A 15,115-nucleotide genomic window follows, 5' to 3' on the forward strand; every position below is an offset into this window, starting at 1 on the left:
GTATAAATAGTTGTATCAATAGAAAAAGCAAGCGATATTATAACATTTTCTTCTTAAAAAAATATTAGTTTTTATTAATCACTAAAAAATAATAATTGTATAGTTAGGTAAACCAAGTTTAATCTTTAAGTATAATTGACGATCTCTTATTGTGTTTAGCTATTTGATACTTTAAAAATACACAACAAAAAAAACCATCCTATTTAGGATGGTTTTTAGATAAATATTTTAACTTATTTATAAAGTTTTAGAATAACTTCCGTTTTTAGGTTGTAAATCTCCAGTAATAATCATTACTAAATCAATAATATACCAAATTCCGAAACCACCTAAAGTTATTAATTTAAGAACACCTAATAAAGTGTAACCTAAATAAAATCTGTCTACACCTAAACCTCCTAAAAATACTGATAACAAAAGTGCTGTTGTTTGACTTTTTCCAGAATAAGCAACAGTTGCATAATTAGTAACTTGTTCTTTTTCTACTGTATCACCTTTAATGATTTCAACAGTTTCAACTGTTTTTTTTACAGGAAAAGATGCTTTAGCAGTAAATGAAAATGCTAAAAAAGCAAATAAAAATGTGTAAAGAGTTAATGATTTTTTCATAATAATATTAATTATTTTAGTTAATTTGCCACTAATGTAATTAAAAAATTGTCATGAAAATAAACAAATATTTAATAATTTGCTTTTTTACTTTTTTAAATTTAAACTCCCAAGAGAAGAACCAGTTTGATTATGAGTTACTTGGTGCTGTAATGTTAGATGAAAATCAATTAATTTCTTATAAAATTCAATTTAATGTTGAAGCTAATAACTTTATTCAAGGATACTCATTAACAGATTTAGATGGAGAAAACGAAACTAAATCTTATATAAGAGGATATTATGATGAGAAAACCGAAAATATAAAATTTAAAGAAAGTGATATTTTATATACAAAATCTAAATTTTTACCTGAAGAATTTTGTTTTATTAGTTTTGAAGGTACCTTTAAAGGTGATTCAAAGAAAAAACTATTAGAAGGTAAGTTTGTAGGGATTTACGAAGATAAAGATACGTGTGCAACAGGAAATATTAAATTGGTTGGAACAAAGTTTGTAGAAAAAAAAGTAAAAAACATCTATAAGAAAGTAAAGAAAATAGATAAAGTAAAAAAAATAGATAGCACTGTAATAGCTGAATTAAAGCCAGAAAACTTTTTGAAGAAGTTTAGTGAAACCAATATAAAATCGGGTGAAAAAGTTTCTGTGTTTGTATATTCTAGTAAAATTGATGTTGATATTTGGGATTATGGAATAGAAGATGGAGATATTATAACTATTTTACAAAATGATAAACCTGTTTTAGAAAACTTTAAAGTAACAAGGAAAAAGAAAAGAATTACTTTAGTTTTAAATGAAAAAGAAAATGCATTTAAAATTATAACAATAAATTCTGGAAAGCTAGAAACCAATACCACTAAATTAAAATTATACGATTTTAGAAGAGAATATGAAGTTGTTGCAAATTTAGAAGAAGGAAAAGCAGCAGTAATAAATATTGTAAAATTAAAAGTAAAAACAAATTCAGTTAAAAAATAATACACTTAAATTAACTTTATATATATTTACTTCTTAATATAAAAATTAATATTATTATGAAAAAAGTATTATTTAGTATTGGATTAGCGATATTGGGTTTTTCTAATGTAAATGCACAAGAAGTGAAATTTGGAGCAAAAGCAGGAGTAAATTTAGCTAGGTTTGCGGGTGATGATTTAGAAGATGTAGAAAATCTTTTAGGTTTTAATGTTGGCGCATTTGCAGAAATTAGTATTTCCGAAAAATTTATTTTTCAACCAGAATTATTGTATTCTACTCAAGGTGCCAGTAGTGGTGAAGAATTTGGTGGCGATGATTTTGAAAATAATATAAAAACAAGCTATTTGAATGTTCCATTAATGTTAAAATTTGCTGCATCTGATAGATTTATGTTGGAATTAGGTCCACAAGTTGGTTTTTTACTTTCAGCTAAATCAGAGGTGAAAGGAGAAATGGATGGAAGTTCATTTTCTGTTGAGGAAGATGTAAAAGATTCATTTAAGTCAGTTGATTTTGGATTAAATTTCGGTGCTTCTTTTTATATCGTTGAAAATATATTTATAGCTGGTAGATATAATTTAGGTTTATCAAGTATTGCTGATGGAGAGGATTCAGAAGATGTTAATGTGAAAAATTCAGTTTTTTCATTTTCATTAGGATACAGGTTCTAATTATAAACAATAATTTATTAAATAAAAAGGAAGCATTTTTGCTTCCTTTTATTTTGCTCAATTTTTAATATCTTTACTTTATGAAAATCATTATTATAAACGGACCCAATCTAAATCTTTTAGGAAAACGCGAACCAGAAATTTATGGTTCAGAAACTTTTGAAGATTTTTTTAGAACTTTACAATTAAAGTATAAAAATGTAGAATTATCTTATTTTCAATCGAATATTGAAGGAGAATTGATAGATAAATTACACGAAGTTGGTTTTACTTTTGATGGTGTTATTTTAAATGCAGCAGCTTATACACATACTTCTGTTGGCATTGGAGATGCTGTAAAAGGTATTGAAACTCCTGTTGTAGAAGTACATATATCTAATATTCACGCTCGTGAAGAATTTAGGCAACATAGTTATATTGCTCCAAATGCTAAAGGTGTTTTATTTGGTTTTGGTTTAAAAGGTTATGAATTAGCTATTCAAAGTTTTTTATAAATAAAATAATACTGTTAAAGCTCTTACTAAAAGTATTTTAGGGTTATTTTTTTACATCAACAAACATATAATCGCTTGCAGGTGTTGCCAATTTAGAGTCGTAAATTTCATCAAAATTATAAAAACTACTTTTAGAAGAAAAACTTTTAGCTCCTGTTGAGATGTAAATTAACGTTCTATCCAATAAAGGGTCAGAACGTTCTCCTAAAACACCCAAATCACCATAATTTTCACCTAATTCTACTCCTGGAAAATCGGTACTTGCAGGGATTAATCCTTGTGGATAATTTTTATTGTCTTTATTGCTAATTTCTAAAACCAAAGGTTGCATTGCATATCTATGAGCTGTATTTAAATTAGCTCCTGTTCTTTGAAAATTTTCAGAATCATATAAAGTGATAGAGCCTACTTGTTTTCCTCTTGTAGTTTTACCAATTAAAGCAACATCTATATGCGAACTTAAAGAATTGATAACTAATTCTGATGCTGATGCTGATCCATTTGTAACAATAAAATAAACTTTATTTAACCCCAAACTATTAATGCTTTCTTGTAAAACAACATTTCCATTGGCATCTGTATTTCTAATTTGATTTGTAAAATTATTTATAAAACGATCTGCAGGATTTGATCTTCTAACTTTATCGTTCCAAACTTCTTGAGAATATAACAAACCATTAAACTGACCAGTAATCATGCTTCCTAAATAAGTTGCAGAACTTACAGATCCTCCAGGATTATATCTTAAATCTACAATTAAATTATCAATATTTTCTGCCTTAAAATATGCAAAAGCAGCATTTAATTGGCTATCGTAATTTCTTGCAAATTGGTTGTACATTAAATATCCTATTTTTTGGTCTCCATCTGCAATTACTTTTGAAATGGCAATTGGATTCTCTTGAATTTCTGATTTTGTCAAAGAAATAGATGTTCCATTTGTAATTGGATTTCCATCATTAAAATCGGCCAAACCAATAGTATAATTAGTAGAATTTCCAAACAACAAGTTGCCATAGTTCGTTGTTGTAAGTTGATTTCCATCAATTTGATTGAAAAGCATTCCTCTTTTTACGTCTTTAGCAACAGCATCAGAATTTGGCACTACATAACGCACATAACCATAAACATTTGTACTTCCGTTTTTATATTGCACTAAACCGAATTCCATTCCGTTACTTAAATTGATTCCCTGAAAAGAGTTTTCTAAAGCAATATAATCATCAACAATAACAGAAAAACGATCTTCAGGTCTGTTTAATAAACTTTCAAAAACATTTTCTGGTGATCTATAAATTCTAAAATAGGTGTATAATTCATCAAAATTAGCAAACCTGTTATCTGCTAAACCTGGTACATCTTCTTGCCATAAATAGTATAAATTTAAACCATGCCAAATAAAGTAATTGATGTCATCATCTGTAGTAGGGTCAATTAAAGATGATTCTTTTCTTTCACAAGAATAAATAAATAGGATTGCTATAAATAATAATGTAATTTTTTTCATCTAATTTGTATTTGGCAAATTTTGCTCAATAAAAATGCCTTTATCAAGTGTTCTTTGTGTGTTAATGCTATTAAATAAATAGTCAAAATTGTTAGGATTACAATTTGTATTAGAAACTGCATTTCCTGTTGAAATATAATTTAAAACACTATTTAAAATAGGATCTGAATCTTCACCTAAAATTCCTAAATCTAATACATCTTCGTTAGCACAAAGGTTAATATTTGGCGAAAATCCGTTTTCATAAGTTTGGTCGTTTTTATTTAAGAAATTTAACACAATTGGTTGTAAAGCTACTGTATGAGTTTCATTTTTTAAAGGAAAATCATAATCCTCAGAATTGTATAAAGTAATAGCTCCTGTGTTGTTTCCAGCAGTTTGATTCCCAATTATATGAACGTTTAAATGTGGTTTTAAACTATTAATTAATAATTCAGTTGCAGAAGAACCTTCAAAATTAGGTCCGTTTAAAATGATATACACATCACTAATATTTAAACTATTGATGTTGATGTTTGGGTTTATTGTTTTCGGAAATTTAGTCACTAAAGAATCTGGTTGATTCGCCAAAAACCAAGACTGAGCTTTTGAATTCCATTGCTCTTTTATTAAAATTTCGTCAGCATTTTGTTCGGTAATCATAGCTGCAATTTTTGCAATATTTTTTGCAAAACCTCCAGTGCCAATGTTGTATCTGAAGTCTAAAATTAATTTGTTAACAGATTGATTATTAAAGTTTAAAAATATGTTATTTAAATCATTAATGTAGTTATTAGAAAAATCATTTTGGTACATTAAATATCCAACATTTTCTGCATTTACAGGAATTACTTTCTCCATAAATGTTGCAGGATATGTATAGGCTTGTTTTTCTAAAGTAACTGTTTTTGTATTTGGAGTAGTTATTGTTCCATCAAAATTTGCCATTTGTAAAGTGAAATTATCTAAGCCATTTATCAGCAAATCTTGATAATTTGTTTTGGTTAATTGAACACCATCCACAGCAGAAAAATACTCACCTCTAATAATATTTTTTGTTGATGCATTAGAGTTTGGAAGAATATGAGTTACATATCCTATTACAAGATCGTTATTAGAAGGATTTTCGATAATACCAAACTCTAAACCATTGGTAAATGCTGTTCTTGGTAATGGTTCTGTAATTGTATTGTAATCTTCTACTAAAGTTGATTTTACATCCGAAGAAATTAATAAATTAGAAAAAAGCGTATTATAATCGGGAAAAGAACTTAAGTAGTTATTTAATTGTGCATCAGAATTAAAACGGGTATCTGCTAAATCTGGGACTAAATCTTGGTGCAAATAATAGGCGTTTAAACCTTTCCAAACAAAATCGTTTACGACTAAATCTTGTGGAACTTCATATTCTTTACTACAACCTACTATTGTTGAAATACATATTGATAAAAAAATAATTTTAAAAAAAATCTTCATGTAAAATGTCTATAGATTATAGTAAATTTAACGCAATTTAAACTTTTTTAGTATCAATTTAAAATAAGATGTAACAAAATAAATTGTTAGTCGTCGTAATTATGTAAACCTGATATAAGAGATGAAAAAATATCAGAAAAACAACAACAACCAATGAACCAATCAGACTTTTTAAAAGTTGTTTTACCCTTTAAAGATAAGGTCTTTAGATTAGCAAAAAGATTGCTAGTATCTAGAGAAGAAGCAGAAGATGCTACACAGGAACTTATCTTTAAATTATGGAAAAACAAAGAAAAAATTGGCAACTATAAGAATGTAGAAGCTTTTGCAATGACCATGACAAAAAATTATTGTTATGATCGTTTAAAAAGTAAGCAAGCAAGTAATTTAACATTAGTACATAGTAATTATAAAGAAAAAGAAACGTCTTTAGATAAGAAGTTGGAATATCAAGACAGTGTAAACCAAGTACATTTATTGATAGAAAAACTACCAGAACAACAAAAAATAATCATTCAATTAAGAGATGTTGAACAGTATGATTTTGATGAAATTTGTAAAATGGTAGATATGAAACCAACAGCAGTAAGAGTTGCATTGTCTAGAGCAAGAAAAACAATAAGGGAAGAATTAATTAAAAAACACAACTATGGAGTTAGCTAACATAGAGAAATTAGTAGAAAAATACGAAAATGCAGAAACTTCTTTGCAAGAAGAAGCAATCCTTAAAAACTATTTTACAAAAGAGGATGTTGCACCACACTTGCAAGAATACAAATTTATGTTTGCGTATTTTAATACTGCCAAAGAAGATACGTATACAAAACCCATTAAGTTAGAAACTATAAAATCGAAGAAGAGAAACTTAAAATGGCTTTCTGTAGCAGCATCTGTAGCACTTTTGTTTAGTGTATTTGTTGGGAAACAACAATTTGATGAATATCAACAAAGAAAAAAAGCAGAAAAAATTTATGCAGATCTTACTAATGGATTAAAACTATTGTCTACAAATCTAAAAAAAGGAGAACAAGCAGTTGCAACTTTATATACTGTTGAAGACAAAGTAAATGAAGCATTAAAATAATAAACAAGATAAACCAAGTAAAAATAGTAAAACCAAGTAAACACAGTAATTATGAAAAAAATAATAGTATTAATAGCGTTTATAGTAGCACCAATGTTTGCAAACGCACAAAGTATTTTCGATAGTTTAGAAGATATGGATGGAGTAGATATGGTAATTGTTACCAAAGATGCTTTTGAATTGTTAAATAAATTTAAATCGAAAGACATAAAAAGTGATGGTAATGAAGTGATGCAAGCTTTTGAAATCATTAACGATTTAAAAGAGTTTAAAATGTTTTCTACTAATAATTTAGAAATTGCTTCTAAAATGGAAAAAATGGTAAACTCATCTATCAAAAACTCGAATTTAACGCAGTTAATGCGAATTAAACAAGACGATTCTCGTATTAAAATTTATGTAAAAGCTACAAAAAATAAAGATTACGTTAGCGAAGTTTTAATGTTTATAAAAGGGATTGATAAAGAATCAAAAGGAGTGTCTGAAGCTATGGTTATGTCTTTAACTGGCAATATAGACATCAACAAAATGTCTGACTTTACAGATAAAATTGTAAAAGAAAATAAGTAAAATTAACCAAGATTAAAAAGTCGGGTTTGTGATAAACTCGGCTTTTTATTATAAAATATATACACAATGAAAAAATTAACCTTATTATGTTCTTTAGTATTTTTAGTCGTTTTTGCAACTGCTTGTAAAAATGAAAAATCGCTACAGAGTTATTTAGTAGAAGCAAATGATAAAGCAGGGTTTTCTTCGATAGATGTTCCTGTAAGTTCTGTTTTAAGTCCTAAAGCAGATGTTTCAGAAGATGTAAAAGAAACCATTAAAAGCATTAAAAAAATAAATGTTGTGTTTCTTAAAAAGACGCAAGAAAATGAAACTGTTTATGAAACTGAGAAAGCAACTTTAAAAAATATTTTTAAAGATAATAAAGATTATAAAACATTATCATCTATGAAAATGAAAGGTATGAATGTAAATCTTTATTATTCTGGAGAAACAGATTCTATCGATGAAATTGTTGCTTTTGGTTATAGTCAAGATGTTGGAGTAGGAGTTGCAAGATTATTGGGTGAAAACATGAACCCTGCAAAAATTATGGAAGTGATAAATGATATAAAAATGGATTCAAGCAATTTACAAGGTTTTAGTGCCATTTTTAAAGGGAAATAAAAATGATAAAAATATTTAATAAAAAAAAGAGGGAAATCAATATGATTTCCCTCTTTTTTTATGCTTCGTATTTCGAATTATAATTCTAATGAAATACCGAATATAATTTGATTTGTTCTATTGTCAATTCTTTGAGTATTTGTAAATTTTGCTTCGTTTTCAGACAAACCTCTTTCCCATCTAACATCTAGTCCTAGTTTACCAAATTCTACACCAGCACCAAATTGTACACCCACAGAAAATTTATCAAACTCATCTGTAGATAAATCTCCAAAGCTAATATTATCATCTAAAATATATTGAAAAGAAGGGCCAACAAATGCATTGGCAAAACCTAAAAACTTCTTACCTATTAAAACAGGAACATCAATTTTTTTGAATGAATAATCTTCACTACCACTTTGTTGTTCAAATTCAGTTTTAACTTGTGTATATACAATTTCTGGTCTTACATATAAACCTAAAATTGGTACATTACCTCTAAACCACAAACCTGCATGAAAACCAGTTTTAGCGCTTGCGCCATCAGCAATGTCATTGGTGGCATCTTTAAAAGATTCTTTACCATTGTTGTTGTAGTTAATACCTCCTTTAATACCAAAATCTACTTGAGCATTCGTAAATTGACTTATTCCAAAAGTCAACACAAAAAATAAAATTATTTTTTTCATAATTATTTGATTTAAGTTATATGTAGTAAAACGTTATTATTTTCTAGAAATTACTTTTTTAACAGCCTTTATTACAGCTTCTGCATCTAAACCATACTTTTTCATTAGTTGTTCTGGAGTTCCAGATTCACCAAAAGTATCGTTAGTACCAACAAATTCTTGTACTGTTGGTGTATTTAAAGATAATGTTCTTGCAACACTTTCTCCTAAACCACCAATAATGTTATGTTCTTCTGCAGTAACAATACAACCAGTTTTTGCAACAGATTTTAGAATGATTTCTTCATCTAAAGGTTTAATTGTGTGAATATTAATTACTTCTACAGAAATTCCTTCAGCTTCTAATTGTTCTGCTGCTTGCAAAGATTCCCAAACTAAGTGACCAGTTGCAACGATGGTTACATCTGTTCCTTCTGTTAATAAAATTCCTTTTCCTATTTCAAATTTAGCATCTGCTGGCATAAAAACTGGCACTTTTGGTCTTCCAAAACGCAAGTAAACAGGTCCATCAAAATCTGCAATTGCAATAGTAGCTGCTTTGGTTTGGTTATAATCACAAGGATTTATAACGGTCATTCCTGGCAACATTTTCATTAAACCAATATCTTCTAAGATTTGGTGTGTTGCACCATCTTCTCCTAAAGTTACACCTGCATGAGATGCACAAATTTTTACATTTTTACCAGAATAAGCAACTGATTGACGAATTTGGTCATACACTCTTCCTGTAGAAAAATTAGCAAAAGTTCCTGTAAAAGGAATTTTTCCTCCAATGGTTAAACCAGCTGCAATACCAATCATATTTGCCTCTGCAATACCAATTTGAAAAAATCTTTCAGGATTTTCTTTTATAAATTGATCCATTTTTAAAGAACCAATTAAATCTGCACATAAAGCAACAACATTTGGATTTGTTCTCCCTAATTCTGTTAGTCCATCACCAAAACCTGAACGTGTATCTTTCTTTTCTGTGAATGTGTATTTCATTATTGTAAATATATAATTTATAAAATTTGCGTAAAAATAAACTTTTATTTCTCTTTATTGAAGATAAAAGAGATTTTAGCGTAAAGATTTTTGAACAAAGAAAAATATCCAATAAAAATTATTAATTTGATTATAAAAAAGGGATTTCCTTATAATTTCATTAACGCATCATATAATTTATGAACAGGTAAACCAACAACATTAAAATAACTACCTTCAATTTTATCGATTGCAATAAAACCAATCCATTCTTGAATTCCATAAGCACCAGCTTTATCAAAAGGTTTATAATTTTTGATGTAATAATTTATTTCTTCATCAGAAATTTCTTTGAAATAAACTGAAGTTACATCACTTATAATCTTTTGAAAATTGTTTGTTTTTATGCTGATGGATGAAATTACCTCATGTTTTTTTCCTGATAAAGATTGTAGCATTTTAAAAGCATCAGCTTCATCTTTTGGTTTTCCTAAAGCTTCGTTTTCTAGCCAAACAATGGTGTCTGAAGTAATTAAAAGATCTTTATCTGATAAATTTGTAAATGCTTTCGATTTTAAATCGGCTAAAAACTCAGTAATCTCTGTTCCTTTTAATTCTTTAGGATAAATTTCTTCAACTTCTTTCAATTGAATTGTAAAATCGAGATTTAAATCTTTAAAAAACTGTTGTCTTCTTGGAGATTTAGAAGCTAAAATTAGATGATAATTTTTAAGTTTTTCTTTGAGCATACAGGATATTAAGTATTAAATTTCTTTTTAATTCTGGCTAAATCACGTTTATTGTCTCTGTCTTTTATCACATTTCGTTTGTCATGTGTTTGTTTACCTTTTGCTAAAGCGATTTCTAACTTGGCAAAACCTCTATCATTAATAAACAATTTTAAAGGCACAATTGTGTTACCTTTTGCTTCTACATCTTTTTTTAAACTACGTAATTCTCTTTTGTTCAATAATAACCTTCGTTCGCTTTTTGGTTTATGATTAAAGTGATGTCCAAACATATATTCTTGAATGTACATATTTACAATAAACAATTCTCCACGATCATTAAATTCGCAAAAACTTTCTGTAATTCTTGCTTGGCTTAGTCTTATAGATTTTATTTCGGTTCCTGTTAACTGAATTCCAGCAACAAATTTGTCGAGAATTTCATATTCGAAACGCGCTTTTTTATTCTGTATGTTAATTTTTTTCTGCAACGTTAAATTGTTTTTTTATGATTAATTATGCTATAGAAAAACATATAAAATTGATAAAAATTAAGTTTATTATCAATTTATACAAAGATACATTTTTACATTCGAGAAAGAAATGTAATTTTGAAATCTATTTTAGATCAACCAAAAAAACTTTAATGAAATATTTAGTATTCCTTTTTTCTATTCTTTTATTTTCTTGTACATCATCAGACAAAAAATTAACAGCACAACAAATTATTGATAAAACCATTGTTGCTTCTGGTACAGATAAAGTTAAAAATTCAAAAATCACTTTCAAGTTTAGAGATCTTAATTATACTGCTATTAGAGAAAATGGCAAATTTGAATTATCTAGAAAAATAGATACGATTAAAGATGTTTTAACCAACGATGGTTTTAAACGTTTTGTAAAAGGAAATGAAGCTGAACTTGATGAAGAAATGAATGGAAAAATTACAAATTCCATTAATTCTGTACATTATTTTTCTGTGTTGCCTTTTGGTTTGAATGATAAAGCTGTTCGTAAAAAATTACTGCCATCAACAAAAATCAAAGACAAGGAATATTATAAGGTTGAAGTTTCTTTTGTAGAAAATGGAGGAGGAGAGGACTTTGAAGATGTTTTTATTTATTGGATAGGAAAACAAGATTTTTTAATTGATTATTTAGCGTATTCCTATCATACAAATGGAGGCGGAAAACGTTTTAGAGTTTTAAAAGAGCAATGCAACAGAAACGGAATTCGTTTTGTGGATTACCATAATTACAAACCTTTAACCAAAGAAATAAAGCTCATAAATTTAGATGAAGCTTTTGAGAATAATCAACTAAAAAAAGTCTCAGAAATTGTCTTAGAAGATATAAAAGTTGAGATTTTAGATTAGTTTTTTTGGAGCTATTTCCTGCTAGGAATTTATCTTGAGCGTAGTCGAAAGATTTCAATCAGGGCTAAACCAGTTTGCCAATTTTTGGTTTTAAAGAAAGCAATTATTTCTCTATTTTCTCAACAGAACTCGTTTTATTATCACCAGAAATAGTTACTTTATAAAGACTTGCATTGTCATTATCATCCATGTTTTCGTATTTCTTTTCGCCTAAAATTTGGTTGGCGAAAACAGGTGTTGTATTACTATGACCAACCACTAAAATAGTTTTTCCTTTTGTGTTTGCTTGAAAAACTGAATCATACATTTTTGAAGGATTGTAGAATTCAATTTCTAAACTTTTACTCATGGCAGTTGGTGTAGCTGTTTGAATGGTTCTATTATAATTGGTAGAATACACAGCATCTAATTCAATATCCTTAAAATAAGTTGCCCATCTTTGTGCTCTTTTTTCGCCTTCGTTACTTAAATTCGGGTTGTTGTTTGTCTTATCAAATACATCTTTTTCTGAATGACGAATTAAATAATAAGTAGTTGTATCATCAGAAGAACAAGAAATTAACAAACTAAAAACAAAGGCAAAAAGGAAGAAATATTTTTTCATAAGATTGATATTAAAAACCAAATATACTTAAAAAAGAAAAAGCGACACTTTTTCAAGCATCACTTTTTCTGAACGAACTAATCAAACTAAAATTTTACAACTCATCCACCAAATCAGATTGATTTCTAAAAACTAATTTATCATCAAAAGCATCTAACAAAATAATGCTATCTGTGGTTATTTTTCCTGATAAAATCTCTTTAGAAAGTTGATTTAATACTTCTTTCTGAATAACTCTTTTAACAGGTCTTGCCCCAAATTCTGGCTGATATCCTTTTTTAGCCAAATAGGTAATAGCTTCATCTGTAGCATCTAAAGTAATTTCTTGTTTGCCAATCATTTTCTTTAAATGTTCAATTTGTAATTTTACAATTTGAAAAATATCCTTTTCATTTAAAGGCGTAAACATAATTACATCGTCAATTCTGTTTAAGAATTCTGGTCTTACAGATTGTTTTAATAATCCCATCACTTCAATTTTAGCCAATTCTGTAACAGCTTCTATATCTGCTTTTGGATCTGCGAATTTCTCTTGAATAATATGGCTTCCCATATTTGATGTCATGATAATAATCGTGTTTTTAAAATCTGCAACTCGTCCTTTATTATCTGTTAATCTTCCTTCATCTAAAACCTGTAACAACACATTAAAAGTATCAGGGTGCGCTTTTTCAATTTCATCTAACAACACCACAGAATAAGGTCTTCTTCTTACAGCTTCTGTTAACTGTCCACCTTCATCATAACCTACATATCCTGGAGGTGCACCTACTAATCTACTTACAGCGTGTTTTTCTTGATATTCACTCATATCAATCCTGGTCATGGCATTTTCATCATCAAACATATATTCTGCTAATGCTTTTGCTAATTCTGTTTTTCCAACTCCTGTGGTTCCTAAAAACAAGAAACTACCAATCGGTTTGTTCGGGTTTTGCAAACCAGCTCTAGATCTTCTTACAGCATCAGAAACTGCAACAATTGCCTCTTCTTGACCCACAACTCTTTTGTGTAATTGAGTTTCTAATCGCAACAATTTTTCACGTTCAGATTGTATCATCTTAGTCACAGGAACACCTGTCCATTTTGCAACCACTTCTGCAATATCATCTAAAGTTACTTCCTCTTTTATCAAGGATTTTTCAGATTGATTTTCTGCCAAAACTTTCTGGAAACCTTCTAAATCTTCTTGCGCTTTTTTAATTTTTCCATATCTTATTTCTGCCACTTTTCCATAATCTCCTTCACGTTCTGCTTTCTCAGCTTCCATTTTAAAATCTTCAATGGCTGCTTTTGCATTCTGAATATTATCAACAACTTCTTTTTCAGATTTCCATTTTGCGTTCATCTCATTACGCTCTTCTTTGAGATTTGCTAAATCAGAACGTAAAGATTTTAATTTAGCTTCGTCATTTTCACGTTTAATCGCTTCAATTTCAATCTCTAACTGCATCACTTTTCTATCTAAAACATCTAATTCTTCTGGTTTAGAGTTGATTTCCATACGCAATTTAGCCATAGCTTCATCCATTAAATCGATGGCTTTATCTGGTAAAAATCGGTTTGTAATATATCTTTGAGATAGTTCTACAGCACCAATAATAGCTTCATCTTTAATACGAACTTTATGGTGTGTTTCGTATTTTTCTTTGATTCCTCTTAAAATAGAAATGGCACTTTCTGTATCTGGTTCGTTTACTTGTACTTTCTGGAATCTACGTTCTAAAGCTTTGTCTTTTTCAAAATATTTTTGATATTCATCTAAAGTAGTAGCTCCAATTGCACGTAATTCTCCACGAGCCAAAGCAGGCTTTAAAATATTTGCAGCATCCATGGCTCCTTGTCCACCTCCAGCACCAACTAAAGTATGGATTTCATCAATAAAAAGTACAATATCTCCATCTGCATTTGTAACTTCTTTGATAACCGCTTTTAAACGCTCCTCAAATTCTCCTTTGTATTTTGCACCCGCAATTAGAGCACCCATATCTAAAGAAAAAATTAATTTATCTTTTAAGTTTTCTGGTACATCTCCATCTACAATTCTGTGTGCTAAACCTTCTGCAATAGCAGTTTTACCAGTTCCTGGTTCCCCTACTAAAATTGGGTTATTTTTTGTTCTTCTTGATAAAATCTGTAATAATCTACGGATTTCTTCATCTCTACCAATTACAGGATCTAATTTTCCGTTTTTTGCTAATTCATTTAAATTTTTAGCAAATTTATTAAGTGAATTATATGTTTCTTCTTGAGATTGAGAGGTTACTCTTTCACCTTTTCTCAATTCTTCTATGGCTGCTTTTAAATGCTTTTCTGTAACTCCTTGGTCTTTTAAAACTTGGGCAATATTACTTTTCGACTTAAAAATAGCCAGAATTAAATGTTCGATGGAAACATAATCATCTTTCATGTTTTTTGCAATCACAGATGCTTCTGTTAAGGTTTTATTTGCCTCTCTAGAAATCATTAATTCTGCTCCAGAAACTTTTGGTAAACTTTCTAATTGTTTATCAACAATCTGATTTACAATATCAATATTGATGTTTAATTTTTTCAATAAAAAAGGAAGCACATTTTCATCAACTTGTGTTAAAGCTTTAAATATATGTTCGTTTTCTATTTGATTATGACCAAAACTTTGCGCAATTTGTTGCGCCATTTGTATGGTTTCTTGCGATTTTGTGGTATAGTTATTAAAATTCATTTTCTTTATATATTTTTCAAAGGGGTGTTAAGTTCCTTAGGTTGTTTGTATGTTTTACAATCGATAAATGTCAATTATGATACCAATTGATGTT

General features: G+C 28.5%; 17 protein-coding genes. 8 read left to right on the forward strand and 9 right to left on the reverse strand.

Features of this window, described 5'->3' with window-relative positions:
- Window positions 1-237 precede the first annotated feature (237 nt).
- The gene (locus LPB03_RS02035) at window positions 238-609 is read right to left on the reverse strand and encodes a TM2 domain-containing protein (protein ID WP_065318135.1); all 372 of its coding nucleotides are present in this window, start codon (window positions 607-609) and stop codon (window positions 238-240) included.
- Between the two features lie 53 nt (window positions 610-662).
- Between LPB03_RS02035 and LPB03_RS02040 the strand changes: the two genes are divergently transcribed.
- From LPB03_RS02040 to aroQ, 3 genes are all read left to right on the forward strand, one after another.
- Complete coding sequence (locus LPB03_RS02040; RefSeq protein ID WP_065318134.1) at window positions 663-1,586, forward strand: hypothetical protein; 924 nt, start codon at window positions 663-665, stop codon at window positions 1,584-1,586.
- Between the two features lie 56 nt (window positions 1,587-1,642).
- The gene (locus LPB03_RS02045; RefSeq protein ID WP_065318133.1) at window positions 1,643-2,257 is read left to right on the forward strand and encodes a porin family protein; all 615 of its coding nucleotides are present in this window, start codon (window positions 1,643-1,645) and stop codon (window positions 2,255-2,257) included.
- Between the two features lie 80 nt (window positions 2,258-2,337).
- Window positions 2,338-2,751: a type II 3-dehydroquinate dehydratase gene (gene aroQ, locus LPB03_RS02050; RefSeq protein ID WP_065318132.1), complete on the forward strand. Its 414-nt coding sequence runs from the start codon at window positions 2,338-2,340 to the stop codon at window positions 2,749-2,751.
- Between the two features lie 43 nt (window positions 2,752-2,794).
- On the opposite strand, the gene LPB03_RS02055 is transcribed toward aroQ, so the two are convergent.
- Together LPB03_RS02055 and LPB03_RS02060 are read right to left on the reverse strand one after the other, a co-directional pair.
- Window positions 2,795-4,258: a GFO_1087 family putative carboxy terminal peptidase gene (locus LPB03_RS02055; protein WP_065318131.1), complete on the reverse strand. Its 1,464-nt coding sequence runs from the start codon at window positions 4,256-4,258 to the stop codon at window positions 2,795-2,797.
- Entirely contained in the window at window positions 4,259-5,713 is a 1,455-nt protein-coding gene (locus tag LPB03_RS02060; protein WP_065318130.1) for a S41 family peptidase, read from the reverse strand.
- A 153-nt stretch (window positions 5,714-5,866) separates the two neighbouring features.
- Between LPB03_RS02060 and LPB03_RS02065 the strand changes: the two genes are divergently transcribed.
- The 4 genes from LPB03_RS02065 to LPB03_RS02080 all read left to right on the forward strand — a co-directional run bounded on the left by LPB03_RS02065 (window position 5,867) and on the right by LPB03_RS02080 (window position 7,973).
- Window positions 5,867-6,376, forward strand: coding sequence for a GFO_1088 family ECF-type sigma factor (locus LPB03_RS02065; RefSeq protein ID WP_065318129.1), 510 nt, complete (start codon window positions 5,867-5,869; stop codon window positions 6,374-6,376).
- Complete coding sequence (locus tag LPB03_RS02070; protein WP_065318128.1) at window positions 6,363-6,797, forward strand: PG0215 family putative anti-sigma factor; 435 nt, start codon at window positions 6,363-6,365, stop codon at window positions 6,795-6,797. Before LPB03_RS02065 ends, LPB03_RS02070 begins: the two co-directional genes overlap by 14 nt.
- Window positions 6,798-6,848: 51 nt before the next feature.
- Window positions 6,849-7,367: a GFO_1090 family protein gene (locus LPB03_RS02075; RefSeq protein WP_065318127.1), complete on the forward strand. Its 519-nt coding sequence runs from the start codon at window positions 6,849-6,851 to the stop codon at window positions 7,365-7,367.
- A gap of 66 nt (window positions 7,368-7,433) precedes the next feature.
- Complete coding sequence (locus tag LPB03_RS02080; protein WP_065318126.1) at window positions 7,434-7,973, forward strand: GFO_1091 family lipoprotein; 540 nt, start codon at window positions 7,434-7,436, stop codon at window positions 7,971-7,973.
- 77 nt (window positions 7,974-8,050) lie between these two features.
- Here the strand turns inward: LPB03_RS02080 and LPB03_RS02085 are convergent, their stop codons facing one another.
- From LPB03_RS02085 to smpB, 4 genes are all read right to left on the reverse strand, one after another.
- Window positions 8,051-8,644 carry an outer membrane beta-barrel protein gene (locus tag LPB03_RS02085; protein ID WP_065318125.1) on the reverse strand — a complete coding sequence of 198 codons (594 nt, stop codon included), beginning with the start codon at window positions 8,642-8,644 and terminating at the stop codon, window positions 8,051-8,053.
- A gap of 36 nt (window positions 8,645-8,680) precedes the next feature.
- Window positions 8,681-9,634 carry a transketolase family protein gene (locus LPB03_RS02090; protein WP_065318124.1) on the reverse strand — a complete coding sequence of 318 codons (954 nt, stop codon included), beginning with the start codon at window positions 9,632-9,634 and terminating at the stop codon, window positions 8,681-8,683.
- 146 nt (window positions 9,635-9,780) lie between these two features.
- Window positions 9,781-10,359 (reverse strand): Maf family nucleotide pyrophosphatase, encoded by a 579-nt coding sequence (locus tag LPB03_RS02095; protein ID WP_065318123.1) that lies wholly within the window; start codon window positions 10,357-10,359, stop codon window positions 9,781-9,783.
- Between the two features lie 8 nt (window positions 10,360-10,367).
- Complete coding sequence (gene smpB / locus LPB03_RS02100; protein WP_065318122.1) at window positions 10,368-10,829, reverse strand: SsrA-binding protein SmpB; 462 nt, start codon at window positions 10,827-10,829, stop codon at window positions 10,368-10,370.
- A 155-nt stretch (window positions 10,830-10,984) separates the two neighbouring features.
- Here smpB and LPB03_RS02105 point away from each other — a divergent pair, with 155 nt between their 5' ends.
- A complete protein-coding gene (locus LPB03_RS02105) occupies window positions 10,985-11,713 on the forward strand; it encodes a DUF6503 family protein (protein WP_065318402.1) in 729 nt (242 codons plus the stop codon).
- A gap of 103 nt (window positions 11,714-11,816) precedes the next feature.
- Here LPB03_RS02105 and LPB03_RS02110 read toward each other — a convergent pair whose 3' ends face one another.
- Complete coding sequence (locus LPB03_RS02110) at window positions 11,817-12,317, reverse strand: SixA phosphatase family protein (protein WP_065318121.1); 501 nt, start codon at window positions 12,315-12,317, stop codon at window positions 11,817-11,819.
- A 94-nt stretch (window positions 12,318-12,411) separates the two neighbouring features.
- On the reverse strand, window positions 12,412-15,021 hold the full coding sequence (clpB, locus tag LPB03_RS02115) for an ATP-dependent chaperone ClpB (protein ID WP_065318120.1): 2,610 nt from the start codon (window positions 15,019-15,021) through the stop codon (window positions 12,412-12,414).
- Between the last annotated feature and the right edge of the window lie 94 nt (window positions 15,022-15,115).

The sequence above is a fragment of the Polaribacter vadi genome (assembly GCF_001761365.1).
Taxonomy (GTDB): Bacteria; Bacteroidota; Bacteroidia; order Flavobacteriales; family Flavobacteriaceae; genus Polaribacter; species Polaribacter vadi.

What these genes read in the sequence shown, in the direction of transcription:
- LPB03_RS02035 (WP_065318135.1), bottom strand. Translation starts at nt 609, where the DNA reads ATGAAAAAATCATTAACTCTTTACACATTTTTATTTGCTTTTTTAGCA.
- LPB03_RS02040 (WP_065318134.1), top strand. Translation starts at nt 663, where the DNA reads ATGAAAATAAACAAATATTTAATAATTTGCTTTTTTACTTTTTTAAAT.
- LPB03_RS02045 (WP_065318133.1), top strand. Translation starts at nt 1,643, where the DNA reads ATGAAAAAAGTATTATTTAGTATTGGATTAGCGATATTGGGTTTTTCT.
- aroQ (WP_065318132.1), top strand. Translation starts at nt 2,338, where the DNA reads ATGAAAATCATTATTATAAACGGACCCAATCTAAATCTTTTAGGAAAA.
- LPB03_RS02055 (WP_065318131.1), bottom strand. Translation starts at nt 4,258, where the DNA reads ATGAAAAAAATTACATTATTATTTATAGCAATCCTATTTATTTATTCT.
- LPB03_RS02060 (WP_065318130.1), bottom strand. Translation starts at nt 5,713, where the DNA reads ATGAAGATTTTTTTTAAAATTATTTTTTTATCAATATGTATTTCAACA.
- LPB03_RS02065 (WP_065318129.1), top strand. Translation starts at nt 5,867, where the DNA reads ATGAACCAATCAGACTTTTTAAAAGTTGTTTTACCCTTTAAAGATAAG.
- LPB03_RS02070 (WP_065318128.1), top strand. Translation starts at nt 6,363, where the DNA reads ATGGAGTTAGCTAACATAGAGAAATTAGTAGAAAAATACGAAAATGCA.
- LPB03_RS02075 (WP_065318127.1), top strand. Translation starts at nt 6,849, where the DNA reads ATGAAAAAAATAATAGTATTAATAGCGTTTATAGTAGCACCAATGTTT.
- LPB03_RS02080 (WP_065318126.1), top strand. Translation starts at nt 7,434, where the DNA reads ATGAAAAAATTAACCTTATTATGTTCTTTAGTATTTTTAGTCGTTTTT.
- LPB03_RS02085 (WP_065318125.1), bottom strand. Translation starts at nt 8,644, where the DNA reads ATGAAAAAAATAATTTTATTTTTTGTGTTGACTTTTGGAATAAGTCAA.
- LPB03_RS02095 (WP_065318123.1), bottom strand. Translation starts at nt 10,359, where the DNA reads ATGCTCAAAGAAAAACTTAAAAATTATCATCTAATTTTAGCTTCTAAA.
- LPB03_RS02105 (WP_065318402.1), top strand. Translation starts at nt 10,985, where the DNA reads ATGAAATATTTAGTATTCCTTTTTTCTATTCTTTTATTTTCTTGTACA.
- LPB03_RS02110 (WP_065318121.1), bottom strand. Translation starts at nt 12,317, where the DNA reads ATGAAAAAATATTTCTTCCTTTTTGCCTTTGTTTTTAGTTTGTTAATT.
- clpB (WP_065318120.1), bottom strand. Translation starts at nt 15,021, where the DNA reads ATGAATTTTAATAACTATACCACAAAATCGCAAGAAACCATACAAATG.